A 12,976-nucleotide genomic window follows, 5' to 3' on the forward strand; every position below is an offset into this window, starting at 1 on the left:
CGATGATGGGCGCATGGCGCCAACGGTCGAGGGCACGGTCGCATCGGGGTACGAGCGCGTGGCGGAGGCCTTCGAGCGGGCGCTCGCCGAAGACCGGTCCGAGATCGCGCAGTGCTGCGTCCACGTGGACGGCGAGCCGGTCGTGGATCTGTGGACCGGGCCGCGGGACGCCGTGGTGGCCGTCTTCTCGGCCACCAAAGGCGCGACCGCGGCGTGCGCGAACCTGCTGGTCCAACGCGGGTTGCTCGATCTCGACGCGCCTGTCACGCGGTACTGGCCGGAGTACGGGGCGAACGGCAAGGAGGGCACGCTGGTCCGGTGGGTGCTGAGCCACCGGGCCGGTGTGCTCGCGCCGTCGGTGCCGTTCACGCTGGACGGCTTGGCGGATTGGGAGGCGGTGACCGCGGCGCTCGCGGCGAGTGCGCCGGTCTGGGCGCCGGGCACCGCGTACGGCTACCACGCGCAGAGCTACGGCTGGTTGGTCGGTGAGCTGGTCCGCCGGGTGGACGGGCGCGGGCTCGGTGCGTTCTTCCGGGAGGAGATCGCGAATCCGGCGGGTGCGGACTTCTGGATCGGTTTGCCGGAGGTGCACGAGCCGAGGGTGGCGACGCTCGTGACGGAGGTGCCCGGGATGCCTTCGGAGGTGCCCGCCGGGATGGAACTGTCCGAGGTGGACCTGTCCGCGTTCGTTGGACCGCACCAGATCACTGCGTTCACGTTCGGTGGCGCGTTGCCCGAGGACGCGGTTGCGGCGGCGGCCGATCGTCGCTACCGCGCGTTGGGGCTTGGTGCGTCCGGGGGAGTGGCGGACGCGCGGGGCCTGTCGCGGGTGTACCGGTGGTTGCTCGACGCGTTCACCGCGTCGACGCTCGCGGACCTGCCGCGTCCGGAGACCGGTGGAGACGATCTGGTGCTGTCGAGCCCGGCGATGCCGATCGAGCAGGTGTTCGGGCGTGGGTTCGAGGTTTCGCCACCCGTCGGTGCGGCGGTTGGTGCGCGCACGTTCGGGCACGGTGGTGCGGGTGGGACGACGGGGTTCGCCGACGTGGATCGGCGGCTCGCGTTCGGGTACACGACGAACCGGCTGGTGCTCGGGCCGCCTGGGTCCGATGTGCGGGCGGGTGCGTTGGTGGAGGCGGTGTATCGGGCGAACGGGGTGGGGTAGGGGCGGGGTTGGGAACAGAAGGTGGTGTCGAAGGTGTGGAGCATGTGTTCCATGGCTGTGCGGCTGGTCAGTGCGGTGATGTAGACGGTGGCGGTGCGGCCTGAGTCGTCTTGGCCGCTGACGGTCGCGATGCCGCCGTTGGCCAGGTCGCCGCCGTGGGCCCAGACGTGGCCGCCGCACGAGAGGGGCAGACGGGCCGTGCCGAGGCCGTAGCCGACGTCCTTTCCCAAGGGTGGAGCGGGGACGGGGGTTTGCAGTTCGGTCAGTGCCCAGCGTGGCAGCAGTCGGCCGTTGAGCAGTTCCTGCCAGAACCGGTTCAGGTCTGAGGGGGTGGATACCATCGCGCCGCCCGCGCCCGCCCATGACGGCTCGAACTCGGTGACGTCGACCAGCGCTCCGGCCTTGTCCACGGTGTAGTTGCGGGCGTGTGGGCCGCGGATGCCCTGTTCGCCGGCGGGCGGCCAGTAGGTGTCGTCCAGGCGCGCGGGGCGGATCACCAGGTCGGTCACGGCCGTGCCGATGTCACTGCGCGTCAACCGTTCGACCAGCATGCCGGCGAGGATGTAGCCGGTGTTCGAGTAGCGCCAGCCTGCTCCGGGGGCGAAGTCCGGCTCGTGGGACAGGGCGGTGCGGACCAGCTCCGCCGCCTCGACCGGTCCCGTTGACTCGGCGAGGTCCAGGAATCGGAGGTAGTCCGGCAGCCCGCTGGTGTGCTGGAGCAGTTGGCGCACCGTGATGTCGTGGCCGTTGATCGCACTTCCCGCACCGGTGCCGCGCACCACGCCGGGCAGGTAGGTCTCGATCGGCGCGTCGAGTCGGACCCGGTGCCGGGCGACCAACCGCAGGACGGCGGTGGCGACGAAGGTCTTGGTGACGCTGGCGATCCGGAACCGGCCGTCGCCGTCGACCATCGGTCGGCCCGTGCCCAGCTCGGCGGTGCCGGACGTGATCGTGACCGACCTGCCACGCCGGTCGCGGACCTCGGCCAGCGCCCCGGGGACGCCGTCCGCGCCGGTGATCAGGTCGAGTTGGGCCCTGATGGCGGCGACATCGGTGGTCGGACGGCGGTCGGCGGCGGCTGGTGCGGCCGACGCCAGGACCGACGCGCCCGCGATGACCGCGACTGCCCGGCGGATGGTCGACGGCTTGATTCGCATGGATCGAGCATGTGGCCGGGCTCGGTGTGCGGCAATGGAGCCAACCTCAGGACCGGGGGTAGGTCCAAGCCCACCCGGGTCGGGTGGGTTAGTTGCCGGAGACGGTTTCCGGGACGACGAGTTGTGGTTCCACTTCGACGCGGTTGCGGCCGTGGCGCTTCGCCCGGTACAGGGCCATGTCCGCGGCGGCGAAGAGTTGGTCCAGTTTGGCCGGTCCGGCGGCGACGCCGATGCTCACGGTGGGGCGGCGGGTGGTGCCCAGGACCACGGTCCAGTCGTGGCCGTCCACGGCCGCGCGGATGCGTTCGGCGACGGTCGGTCCGACTTCCAGCGTGCCGTCGACATCGCCGAGCAGCACCACGAACTCGTCACCCGCCCAGCGGGCGACCAGGTCGGCGGCTCGGCACTCGCGGCGCAGGAGTTGGGCGATCTCGCGCAGCGTCGCGTCGCCCGCGGCGTGGCCGGCGTCGTCGTTCACGCCCTTGAAGCGGTCCACGTCCACCAGCACCAGCCACGGGACCCGGCCGCGGGCCGCGGTGCTCTCCAGCAGGCCGGCCGCGGCGCGTTCCAGGCCGAGGCGGTTCGCCAGGCCCGTCAACGGGTCGCGCGCCGCCGCCTCCTGGGCCGCCACGGCCAACCGCTGCGCCTGGACGGCCACGCGGCGTTGTTCCAGTGCCTGGCCGAGTCCTTCCTGGAGCGTCTCGGTCGCGGTCCGGCTCGCGGCGACCGAGCAGCGCAACGCCGTGGCCTCGCCGACGTGGTCGCCCATCTCCGCGCAGATGTCCGCGAGGTCCAGGGAGAACCTCAGCAGCAGCGACGGGTCGTTGATGGACTCGGACGCGGCGACCGCGCGGCTGGCCAGGGTGCGGGCCCGGACCAGGTCCCCCTGTTCACGTCGGACGACCGCGAGGACCCAGTTGGCGACGGCCATCGCCCACTTGTCACCGGCCTCCTGCGCCTGCCGCAACGTCTCCTGGGCGTTCTCCTCGGCCTGCTCCAGCTCGCCGACACCGGCCAGCGACCGGCTGTACGCGGCGAGCAGGGCGCGGCGCATCTGCTCGTCGTCGGCCAGCTCCAGGCCTTCCTTGAGGTAGCCGCGGGCCTCTTCGAAGATCGCCGGGGCGCGTTCGGGGTCCGAGGAGATCGCGCGGAAGTTCAGCGTGCCGCCCAGGCCTTGCAGGCAGTGGCCGAGCACCTCGACGCCGGCCGCGGACGTTTCCGCCGCTCGGCGGGCGACCTGTACCGACAGTCGGAGCATGTCCACCGCGGCCCGGCGGTTCCCGATGCCCTCCAGCAGGTAGGCCAGGGCGTGCATGGCCTGGGCGGCGGCGGGGTTGTCGCTGTGCTCGCCGTCGAGGTCGGTCCAGCCCTCGGCGGCCAGTTCGAGGGCCAGGGGGATGCGGCCCAGCCGCCAGGCCAGCTTGGCCCGGTTGACCAGCACCGCGGAGCGCTGCCAGCGGTCGGCGCCGGGTGGCACGCGGCTCACCACCTGGTCGAACAGCGTGTTGGCCTCCGGCAGGCGGCCAGCGTTCAGCAACGCCTTGACCTCAAGGTCGAGTTGCGGGACCTGTCCGGCTACCAGCCGATCTCGTCGCTCCACTCGTGCTGACACTCCATTCCGACTCGGCGAGGCGGTACGCGGGACCGCTCGCCGCCGGCACGGCTACCACAGGCTACCGGCCCGAACGCCGGGTGTACCGCTCCTCGTGCAGTACTTCGTCCAGCGGCATCCGGTTGCGCCAGCCGTGCCGCTCCAGGTCGGGGGTGTCCGGCAGGCACGCGACCGGCCCGACGCACAGCCAGGCCACCGGGCGCAGCGGTGCGGGGATGTCCAGCAGGCGCCGCAGCACGTCCTCGCGGTAGAAGCTGACCCAACCGACGCCCAGGCCCTCCGCGGTGGCGGCCAGCCACAGGTTCTGGATGGCCAGGCAGACGGAGTACAGGCCGGCGTCGGCGATGGCGTGCCTGCCGAGCACGGCGGGTGAGCCGCGGTCGGGGTCGTAGGTGACGACGACGCCGACCGAGGACTCCAGGATGCCCTCGACCTTGATCCGCGCGAACAGCTCGGCCTGCCGGGTGTCCAGCTCGGCGGCGAAGACGCTGCGCTCCGCGTGCACGTGGTCGCGGAACGCGCGGCGGGTGTGCTCGTCGCGCACGACGATGAAGTCCCACGGCTGGGACAGGCCCACGCTGGGCGCGGCGTGCGCGGCGGTGAGCACCCGGCGCAGCACCTCCGGCGCGATCGGGGCACCGGTGAACTCGCCCCTGGTGTCCCGCCGACGGTGCAGGACGTCGTAGAAGCTCATTCGGACGATCGTGCCTCACGCGATCCGGTGAACCTGACCGCTGAGGGGTGGCGTGCGTCTCAACCGGGCGTTGAATGGCCGGTCATGGTTGGAACGGTGCACGGGTCCGCGCTCGGGTTCGCGGGCGGTGTCGTGGTGACCGCGCTGGCGGGTAGCTGGCCGGTGTTCGCCCTGCTCCTGCTGGTGGTGGTCGTGGTGGTCGTCTCGTGGTGGACGACCGTGCCCGGTGCGGCGCTGACCGCGGTGCAGTGCTGGGGCCTGTACGGGAGCTTCGTCGTCGGCCACGAGGGGCACCTGGTGGCGGACTGGCCCGCGTTGGCGGTGCTGGCGGTGGCGGCGACGGTCTCGCTCAGCGGGTTGGTGCGCGACCGGTCCTCCTCCATTGTGGATTCCGCGGTGGGTTGACCTTCACCCTTGGTGAAGCCGCACGGTGGTCTTGGCCGGGCCACGGGGCCCGGCCGGGGGAGGGGCGGTCGTGGAGCTGTTGACCATCGGGGCGTTCGCGCGGGCCGTCCGCCTGTCGCCGAAGGCGTTGCGGCTCTACGACGAGCTGGGGCTGCTCACGCCCGCCCGGGTGGATCCGCTGTCGGGCTACCGGCTGTACTCGCCGGACCAGGTCGAGCGGGCCCGGCTGGTGGCATGGCTGCGCCGGCTCGGGATGCCGCTGGCGCGCATCCGAGAGGTGTGCGCGCTGGCGCCCGCGCAGGCCGCGGCCGAGGTGCGCGCCTACTGGGCGCAGGTCGAGGCCGACACCGCGGCACGGCGCAGCCTCGCCTCCTTCCTCGTGGACCAGCTCTCCGGGAAGGACACCACCATGACCGTCACGCTCCGGTACGCGCTGCGGACCGACCGCGGGCTCGTGCGCGACTCGAACCAGGACGTGGGCTACGCGGGTGAACGGCTGCTCGCCGTGGCCGACGGGTTCGGCGCGCGCGGCGAGCCGCTCAGCTCGATGGCCATCGACGCGCTCGCGCCGCTGGACACCGCCATCCCGGCGGGCGAGCTGCTCAACACCCTGGCGGACGCCGTGCACCGGGCCGGCGCGGCGGTCGGGGACTACCTGTCGGCCAACCCCGGCGACGGGTGCAGCGGGACGACGTTGACCGCGGTGGTGCTGTCCGGGTCGCGGCTGGGCCTCGTGCACGTCGGCGACGCGCGGGTCTACCTGCTGCGCGGCGGCGCGTTGTTCCGCATCACGCACGACCACACGGTGGTGCGGTCGCTGATCGACGAGGGCAGGTTGACCGAGGAGGAGGCGGTCAGCCACCCGCAGCGGTCGATGCTGGTGCGGGCGCTGCACGGCAAGGAGGTGGAGCCGGACCTGGCCCTGCACGACGCCCTGCCCGGCGACCGGTACCTGCTGTGCTCGGACGGGCTGCACACCGTGGTGCCGGAGGCGGACCTCCGGGAGGTGCTGGCGTCGGCGGACGAGCCGGAGGACGCGACGCGTCGGCTGGTCGAGCTGGCCAACGGGGCCGGTGGCCCGGACAACGTGGTGTGCGTGGTCGCGGACGTGGTGCCGGGCTAGGCGATCGGCCCCTGGGTCTCGCCGTCCGGTGACCGCCGCCACTGGTCGAACGGGCGGTCCAGGTGCCACGCCGTGCCGTCGTGGGTGAGGACGCGGTCCTCGCACGTCTCCAGGTTCGACAGGGACTCGAACAGCTCGATGCTCCACCCGAACAGGCGACGGCAGAGCAGGCGGATGGTGAGGCCGTGCGACACCACCAGCGCCGTGCCGGGGTGGGCCGGCGCCCGCATCCGGGTCTCCAGGTCGGTCAGGAACGCGGCCAGGCGGTCGTCCACGTCCGCGCCCGACTCGCCGTTGGGCAGCCGGAAGAAGAAGTGCCCGAACGCGTGCCGCTGGTGCTTCAACACCTCCTGCTGCACGGGGTCCTGGAGGTTGCCCCAGTCCTGTTCGCGCAACCGCGGCTCGGCCACCGTGCGCTCCACCTGGTCGCCGAGGTCGAGGTTGCGCAGGGTGGCCCTGGTCCGCACGTACGGGCTGACGTAGACGGCCGCCGGGTCGCCGTCGAGGAGGTCCTTGACGCGCGGCCCGGCGGCCTTGGCCTGCTGTTCGCCCAGGTCGGTCAACGGCAGCGCGTGGTCGGGGACGCGGCAGTACGCCAGCTCGTCGACGTTGCCCAGGCTCTGGCCGTGCCGCAGCAGGATGATCCGCACCCGTCCATGGTGCCGGTGTTACATTCGCAGGCGAAACCGGACGGAAGGTGTCACATGGTCAAGTACATCGCGCTGTACCGGAAGCCGGCGGACGTCGAGGCGTTCGACGAGGCCTACTTCGCGTCCCACCTGCCGTTGGTCGAGCGGACGCCGGGCCTGCTGCGGGCGGAGGTGGCGAAGGTCTCGCGCGTGTTCGTGCCCGGCTTCCTCGGCGAGCACGAGCTGCACATCGTGGCCGAGATGTACTTCGAGTCCGCCGACGCCATGAAGGACGCCTTCCGGTCGCCGGAGTGGCAGGCCGCGGGTGCGAACCTGGCCGAGATCGGCGGCGTCGAGCTGGTCGCCATGGTCGCCGCGGAGGTCGTGGTCTGATGATCGCGGTGGTGATCGGCGGCGGCACGATGGGCGCCGGTGTCGCCCACCTGTTCCTCGCCGGCGGGCACGAGGTCGTGCTCGTGGAGGCGGGCGCGGACCGGGCGTCGGCCGCGCGGCGGGCCGTGGAGGCGTCGCTGGTCAAGGCCGCCGACCGGGGCAAGCTGGACGCCGTGCCGCACGAGCTGCTCCGGCGGCTGACCGTGGTCGAACGGCTCGACCCGCAGGTCGGGCGGGGTGCGGCGCTGGTCGTGGAGGCCGTGCCGGAGGACGTGGAGCTCAAGCGGCGGGTGCTCGGCGAGGCGGCCCGGGCCTGCCCGGACGCGGTGCTGGCGTCCAACACGTCCTCGTTGTCGATCTCGGTGCTGGCCGAGGGGCTGCCGGGCGAGCGGGTGCTGGGGATGCACTTCTTCAACCCCGTGCCGGTGCAGCAGCTGGTCGAGCTGGTGCACCACCCCGGGGTGGCCGCCGACGTGGTCGCCAGGGTCCGCGGCTGGGCCGAGGAGCTGGGCAAGACCGTGATCGAGGTGCGCGACGCGCCGGGGTTCGCCACGTCCCGGCTCGGCGTCGCGGTCGGCATGGAGGCGATCCGGATGCTCGAAGAGGGCGTCGCCTCGGCCGAGGACATCGACACCGGGATGCGGCTGGGCTACGGGTGGCCGATGGGTCCGCTGCGGCTGACCGACCTGGTCGGGCTGGACGTGCGGCTGGCCATCGCCGCGCACCTGGCGGCGGAGCTGGGGCCGCGGTTCGAGCCGCCGTCGTTGCTGCGGGAGAAGGTCGCGGCGGGTCAACTGGGCCGCAAGACCGGTCAGGGGTTCTTCACCTGGTAAGCAAGGTCCTGTGCGGATTCGCGAGCTAGTCCAGGACGACGTCGTCGAGGCCGACCGGCTGCGCCGGGTGGCGTTCGGCGGCATCGACGAGCCGTCGTTGCGGCCCGGTCGGCGGGGGTTGGGCGCGGAACTGGACGGCCGGTTGGCCGGCATCCTCACGATCAAGGACTTCCACCAGTTCTGGGGCGGCTCGACGGTGCCGATGGGCGGCGTCGGCGGCGTGGCCGTGGATTCCTGGGCACGCGGACGCGGGGTGGCCGGCGCGCTGCTCGACGCGGCGTTGCGGGACATGCGGGAACGCGGCCAGGTGCTGTCCGCGCTGTACGCGACCGTGCCCGCGGTGTACCGGTCGCGCGGGTGGGAGCGGTCCGGGGTGTTCGAGTGGCTGGAGTTCCCGCTCGACCGGATGCCCGCCGGCGCGCGGGTCGCGACCCGGCCCGCGGTGGCGGGTGACCTCCAGGCGTTGCAGGCGTGCTACCTGGACATCGCGTCAACCGTGGACGGGCTCGTGGACCGCAGCCCGCCCACCATCGCCGCGGACGACCTGCTCGACGAGGCCGTGGTGTCGGTGGTGCCCGGCCACGACGGCGAGGTGCGCGGGTACCTCGCGGCCGGGCGTGACGCCGACGGGCTGCGGGTGCACGACCTGATCGGCCGGGACGTGACCTGCCAGCTCGGGCTGTTGCGGGAGCTGGGCGGCTGGGCCGGTGTGCTGGACAAGGCGCGGTTGCTGGTCACCGACCCGGCCGTGACGGGCCTGCTGACCAACCAGGCGATCGAGTACACCGTGACCACGTCCACGTGGCTGCTGCGCGTGGTGGACCTGCCGGCCGCCGTGGCGGCACGGGGGTGGCCGGCGGCGGCGTGGCTGAAGCCCGCGGCCGTGGACCTCGACGTGATCGACGAGCACGCGCCGTGGCACGCGGGGCGGCAGCGGCTGGTGGTCGAGGACGGTTCGGTGCGCGTCGAGGCGGGTGGCAGCGGCGCCGTGCGGTTGCACGCGCGTGCGCTCGGGCCGTGGTTCAGCGGGATGCAGAACAGCCACGCGCTGCGCCGCGCCGGGCTGCTCGACGGTGACGGCGCGCTGCTCGATCGGCTGGTCGGCGCACCTGGCGTCCCGCGTCTGGCGGATTACTTCTAACCTGACCAGCCGTGCTGCTCGCCGTGCTGGAACTGGTCGGCATCGCCGCGTTCGCCGCCTCCGGGGCGGTCGCGGCGGTGCACGCGCGGCTGGACGTGTTCGGGGTCATCGTGCTGGCGCTGACCACGGCGTTGGGCGGCGGGATCATCCGGGACGTGCTGCTCGGCGTGCACCCGCCGGCGGCGTTGGTGAGTTGGCCGTACCTGGCGGTCGCCGGTGTCACCGGGTTGGTGGTCTTCTGGTTTCACCCGACCGTGGCGAAGTTGTGGCGGGCGGTCCTGCTGCTGGACGCGATCGGGCTCGGCCTGTTCGTCACGGCGGGCACCACGACGGCGCTCGGGCTCGGCGCACCGCCGTACGCGGCGTGCCTGGTCGGGATGACCACGGGCATCGGTGGCGGCGCGCTGCGCGACGTGCTGCTGCGGGAGATCCCGCTGGTCCTGCGCCGGGAGATCTACGCGCTGGCGGCGTTGTGCGGCGCGGTGGTGGTGGCGTTCGGCGACTACCTCGGCCTGCCCGCCGTGCCGGTGACGCTGGTCGGGTCGGCGGTCATCGTGGGGCTGCGGCTGCTCGCGCTGTGGCGGCGTTGGAACGCCCCGGTGGCCCGCGACGGGCCCGAAACTTGACGGCTAGCTCACACCGGCTTCTCAGGCGGCTCTCAGGACCAGGAGCAAGACTGACCTCATGCGCATCCTCGTTGTCGACGACGACCGGGCCGTGCGTGAGTCGCTCCGTCGCTCACTGCAGTTCAACGGCTACCAGGTCGACCTTGCCGGCGACGGCCAGCAGGCCCTCGAATCCGTCGTGTCCCAGCGTCCCGACGCCATGGTGCTCGACGTGATGATGCCCCGGCTCGACGGGTTGGAGGTGTGCCGCCGGCTGCGCAGCACCGGCGACGACCTGCCGATCCTCGTGCTCACCGCCCGTGACGCGGTGTCGGACCGGGTGTCCGGGCTGGACGCGGGTGCGGACGACTACCTGCCCAAGCCGTTCGCGCTGGAGGAGCTGCTGGCCCGGCTGCGCGCGTTGCTGCGGCGGGCCGCGTCGGACGCCGAGGAGCCCGCCGGGGTGGTGCTGCGGTTCGCCGACCTGGAGCTCGACCCCGGCACCCGCGACGTGCGGCGCGGCGACCGGCCGATCAGCCTCACCCGGACCGAGTTCGCGTTGCTGGAGCTGTTCCTGGCGCACCCCAAGCAGGTGTTGACCCGCGGCCGGATCCTGGAGGACGTCTGGGGCTACGACTTCCCGACCTCGGGCAACGCGCTGGAGGTCTACGTCGGCTACCTGCGTCGCAAGACCGAGGCCGAGGGTGAGCCCAGGTTGCTGCACACGGTGCGCGGTGTCGGCTACGTGCTGCGGGAGACACCTCCGTGATCGGTGCCGCCAACGGGCGGCTCCAGCGGGTGTCGCTGCGAGCCCGGGTGACCCTGCTGGCCGCGTTCTGCGTGGCCGGAGCCGTCGCCGTCGTGTCGCTCGGCGCGTACATGACGGTGAGCCAGAACCTGCACGACCAGATGGACGAGAACCTGCGGCAGCGCGCGCAGGCCGCGGTGAACGCCCCGAAGGTCAACAACGACGTCACCGAGATCCCCGGCGCGTTCCTGGCCGCGGGGGACATCCGGATCGGCGTGCTGGACGTGACCGGGCAGATCCTGTACCCGAAGGGCACGGTGGCGCCGCCGACCCAGCCCGCCGACCTGGACGTGGCGCGCGGGACGCGGCTGGAGAACATCTGGACCGACGTGCGCACCGACTTCCGGGTGGTCGCGGTGCCGTACGGCGACGGCCAGGCGATGGTGATCGCGCAGTCCACCAAGCCGTTGAACGTCACGCTGGGCAAGCTGTCCGTGGTGCTGTTCGTGATCAGCGGGCTGGGCGTGCTGGTCGCGGCGGCGGCGGGGACGGCGGTGGCGCGGACCGGGCTGCGGCCCGTGCAGCGGTTGACCGAGGCCACCGAGCGGGTGGCGATGACCGGTGACCTGCGGCCGATCCCGGTGTCGGGCGACGACGAGCTGGCGTTGCTGTCGCAGCGGTTCAACGCGATGCTGGGCGCGGTGGCGGAGTCGCAGGAGCGGCAGCGGCGGCTGGTCGCGGACGCGGGGCACGAGCTGCGGACGCCGTTGACGTCCATGCGCACGAACCTGGAACTGCTGCTGGCCTCGGAGCGGCCGGACGCGCCGACGTTGTCCGAGGTGGACAAGGCGGAGATCAACGCCGACGTGCGGGCGCAGCTGGACGAGCTGACCACGTTGATCGGCGACCTGGTCGAGCTGGCGCGGGAGGACGCGCCGCAGGTCGTGCACGAGCCCGTGGACCTGGTCGAGGTGGTGGAGCGCGCGCTGGACCGTGCCAAGCGCCGTGCGTCCGACGTGGACTTCGTGGTCGAGCTGCAACCGTGGTCGCTGCTGGGCGATTCCAGCGCCATCGAGCGTGCCGTCCTCAACCTCCTGGACAACGCGGTGAAGTTCAGCCCCACCGGCGGCGTGGTCAGGCTGTCGTTGAAGCAGCTGGGCGACGGCAGCGCCGTGGTCGAGGTGGCGGACTCCGGCCCGGGCATCGCCGACGCCGACCTCCCCCACGTCTTCGAGCGCTTCTACCGCTCCTCCGAAGCCCGCACCCTCCCCGGCTCGGGCCTGGGCCTGGCGATCGTCAAGCAGGTGGCCGAACGCCACGGCGGCATGGCCTACGTGGGCCGCGCCCCCGAAGGCGGCGCCATGTTCACCCTCCGCCTCCCCGGCCGCCCCTGACCCCACGAGAGTCCAACGCTCACAGCGCGAGAGTCCAACGCTCACAGCGCGAGAGTCCTACGTTCGCGACCCCTGAATTCAACGCTCACGACGAACGGTCGGCGCGTGAGCGTTGAATTCAGGTGCGCTGAACGTAGGACTCTCGCGGCTTGGGCGTTGGACTCTCGCGGGGTGAAGGTTGGACTCTCGCGGGGTCAGGGGATGGTGCGGAAGGTCATGGGGCGGGTGGAGGTGGACTTGTACTCGCCGGTCAGGTTCTCGTTGGCGCCCCACCAGTGGCCGGCCGGGACGTCGTCGGAGCCGGTGCGGATGAAGATCCAGCCACGGCCGACGCCGGTGTACTCGGTGGTGCCCGACCGGCGCGTGTCCGGGAACAGGTGGACCGGCGACCCGGACCACGTGCTGGGCACGCCGTGCGGGTTCTTCGTGCTGTCGATCACCTGCACGGCGTACTCACGGGTGGAGGCGTCGCCGTCGCGGTCGTACAGCTGCGGCGCACTGGCGACGACCATCACGTGCCCGGTCGCGTCGCCCGTGCCGCCCGCGGAGTCGTTGTACTTGATCGCGATCACGTCGCCCTGCACCAGGCTGGGCACCGTCGTCTTGGACGTGAAGTGGTCGGCACCCGCCTGGAACCCGTCGTAGTACTGCGCCGACGTGGGGCTGATGCTCCCGAACTCGGTGGTCAGGTAGCTGTCGGTGGCCCACGCGAACGTGTGCTTCAAGGACTGGGTGAGCAGTGGCGCGCACCTGGCCTTGCTCTCGTAGGTCGTCGGACTGCCGGGCACGCCCCACACGACGCTCGTGGCCACGTCCGGGTACCCCTTCTCGCCCGGGTAGAAGTTGTACGTCTGCTGATCGGGCCACGCCAGGGAGTTCAGGTTGTCGGCGAGCTCGGCCACCTCGGCGTACAGCGTGGCCGAACTCGCCTGTGCGGGCGCGGCCACCGCCAGTGCGGCGGTCACCGCGGCGGTGCCGGCGACCAGGATGCGACGGAGGCGAGGGATGGTCATCGAGGCGTCCTCTCAACGGGTGCGACGGGCCTTCCGCACTGATGGAGCGCACCCGCGAACCGCT

General features: G+C 72.4%; 13 protein-coding genes and 1 pseudogene. 9 read left to right on the forward strand and 5 right to left on the reverse strand.

The window, feature by feature from the left end:
• The first annotated feature begins 13 nt into the window (after positions 1-13).
• Positions 14-1,165, forward strand: a complete 1,152-nt coding sequence (locus ACYVLT_RS23960) for a serine hydrolase domain-containing protein (RefSeq protein WP_461122448.1) — start codon at positions 14-16, stop codon at positions 1,163-1,165.
• Between the two features lie 95 nt (positions 1,166-1,260).
• On the opposite strand, the pseudogene ACYVLT_RS23965 reads toward ACYVLT_RS23960, so the two are convergent.
• From ACYVLT_RS23965 to bluB, 3 genes and pseudogenes are all read right to left on the reverse strand, one after another.
• Positions 1,261-2,322: pseudogene (locus tag ACYVLT_RS23965) on the reverse strand (serine hydrolase domain-containing protein); the annotation flags it as partial.
• Between the two features lie 88 nt (positions 2,323-2,410).
• Positions 2,411-3,922, reverse strand: a complete 1,512-nt coding sequence (locus ACYVLT_RS23970) for a GGDEF domain-containing protein (RefSeq protein WP_461122449.1) — start codon at positions 3,920-3,922, stop codon at positions 2,411-2,413.
• A 73-nt stretch (positions 3,923-3,995) separates the two neighbouring features.
• The gene (gene bluB / locus ACYVLT_RS23975) at positions 3,996-4,628 is read right to left on the reverse strand and encodes a 5,6-dimethylbenzimidazole synthase (protein ID WP_461122450.1); all 633 of its coding nucleotides are present in this window, start codon (positions 4,626-4,628) and stop codon (positions 3,996-3,998) included.
• A 96-nt stretch (positions 4,629-4,724) separates the two neighbouring features.
• Here bluB and ACYVLT_RS23980 point away from each other — a divergent pair, with 96 nt between their 5' ends.
• A complete protein-coding gene (locus tag ACYVLT_RS23980) occupies positions 4,725-5,033 on the forward strand; it encodes a hypothetical protein (RefSeq protein ID WP_461122451.1) in 309 nt (102 codons plus the stop codon).
• 70 nt (positions 5,034-5,103) lie between these two features.
• Positions 5,104-6,156 (forward strand): MerR family transcriptional regulator, encoded by a 1,053-nt coding sequence (locus ACYVLT_RS23985; protein WP_461122452.1) that lies wholly within the window; start codon positions 5,104-5,106, stop codon positions 6,154-6,156.
• Here the strand turns inward: ACYVLT_RS23985 and ACYVLT_RS23990 are convergent.
• Positions 6,153-6,806 carry a histidine phosphatase family protein gene (locus tag ACYVLT_RS23990; RefSeq protein ID WP_461122453.1) on the reverse strand — a complete coding sequence of 218 codons (654 nt, stop codon included), beginning with the start codon at positions 6,804-6,806 and terminating at the stop codon, positions 6,153-6,155. The two genes, ACYVLT_RS23985 and ACYVLT_RS23990, sit on opposite strands and share 4 nt — an antisense overlap.
• A 54-nt stretch (positions 6,807-6,860) precedes the next feature.
• Here ACYVLT_RS23990 and ACYVLT_RS23995 point away from each other — a divergent pair, with 54 nt between their 5' ends.
• The 6 genes from ACYVLT_RS23995 to ACYVLT_RS24020 are packed head-to-tail and all read left to right on the forward strand — an operon-like array spanning position 6,861 to position 11,899.
• The gene (locus ACYVLT_RS23995) at positions 6,861-7,178 is read left to right on the forward strand and encodes an EthD family reductase (RefSeq protein WP_461122454.1); all 318 of its coding nucleotides are present in this window, start codon (positions 6,861-6,863) and stop codon (positions 7,176-7,178) included.
• Positions 7,178-8,011: a 3-hydroxyacyl-CoA dehydrogenase family protein gene (locus ACYVLT_RS24000; RefSeq protein ID WP_461122455.1), complete on the forward strand. Its 834-nt coding sequence runs from the start codon at positions 7,178-7,180 to the stop codon at positions 8,009-8,011. The genes ACYVLT_RS23995 and ACYVLT_RS24000 overlap by 1 nt, the downstream gene beginning before the upstream one ends.
• A 10-nt stretch (positions 8,012-8,021) precedes the next feature.
• Positions 8,022-9,152, forward strand: a complete 1,131-nt coding sequence (locus ACYVLT_RS24005) for a GNAT family N-acetyltransferase (protein WP_461122456.1) — start codon at positions 8,022-8,024, stop codon at positions 9,150-9,152.
• Positions 9,153-9,163: 11 nt separating this feature from the next.
• The gene (locus ACYVLT_RS24010; RefSeq protein ID WP_461122457.1) at positions 9,164-9,778 is read left to right on the forward strand and encodes a trimeric intracellular cation channel family protein; all 615 of its coding nucleotides are present in this window, start codon (positions 9,164-9,166) and stop codon (positions 9,776-9,778) included.
• A 58-nt stretch (positions 9,779-9,836) separates the two neighbouring features.
• Positions 9,837-10,526 (forward strand): response regulator transcription factor, encoded by a 690-nt coding sequence (locus tag ACYVLT_RS24015; RefSeq protein ID WP_461122458.1) that lies wholly within the window; start codon positions 9,837-9,839, stop codon positions 10,524-10,526.
• On the forward strand, positions 10,523-11,899 hold the full coding sequence (locus tag ACYVLT_RS24020; protein WP_461122459.1) for a HAMP domain-containing sensor histidine kinase: 1,377 nt from the start codon (positions 10,523-10,525) through the stop codon (positions 11,897-11,899). Before ACYVLT_RS24015 ends, ACYVLT_RS24020 begins: the two co-directional genes overlap by 4 nt.
• A gap of 194 nt (positions 11,900-12,093) precedes the next feature.
• Here ACYVLT_RS24020 and ACYVLT_RS24025 read toward each other — a convergent pair whose 3' ends face one another.
• Positions 12,094-12,912 carry a hypothetical protein gene (locus tag ACYVLT_RS24025; protein WP_461122460.1) on the reverse strand — a complete coding sequence of 273 codons (819 nt, stop codon included), beginning with the start codon at positions 12,910-12,912 and terminating at the stop codon, positions 12,094-12,096.
• Positions 12,913-12,976: the final 64 nt, after the last annotated feature.

The organism is Saccharothrix stipae, assembly GCF_054781895.1.

Coding starts and splice junctions, on each gene's coding strand:
- ACYVLT_RS24015 (WP_461122458.1), top strand. CDS start 9,837: ATGCGCATCCTCGTTGTCGACGACGACCGGGCCGTGCGTGAGTCGCTC.
- bluB (WP_461122450.1), bottom strand. CDS start 4,628: ATGAGCTTCTACGACGTCCTGCACCGTCGGCGGGACACCAGGGGCGAG.
- ACYVLT_RS24000 (WP_461122455.1), top strand. CDS start 7,178: ATGATCGCGGTGGTGATCGGCGGCGGCACGATGGGCGCCGGTGTCGCC.
- ACYVLT_RS24025 (WP_461122460.1), bottom strand. CDS start 12,912: ATGACCATCCCTCGCCTCCGTCGCATCCTGGTCGCCGGCACCGCCGCG.
- ACYVLT_RS23995 (WP_461122454.1), top strand. CDS start 6,861: ATGGTCAAGTACATCGCGCTGTACCGGAAGCCGGCGGACGTCGAGGCG.
- ACYVLT_RS23960 (WP_461122448.1), top strand. CDS start 14: ATGGCGCCAACGGTCGAGGGCACGGTCGCATCGGGGTACGAGCGCGTG.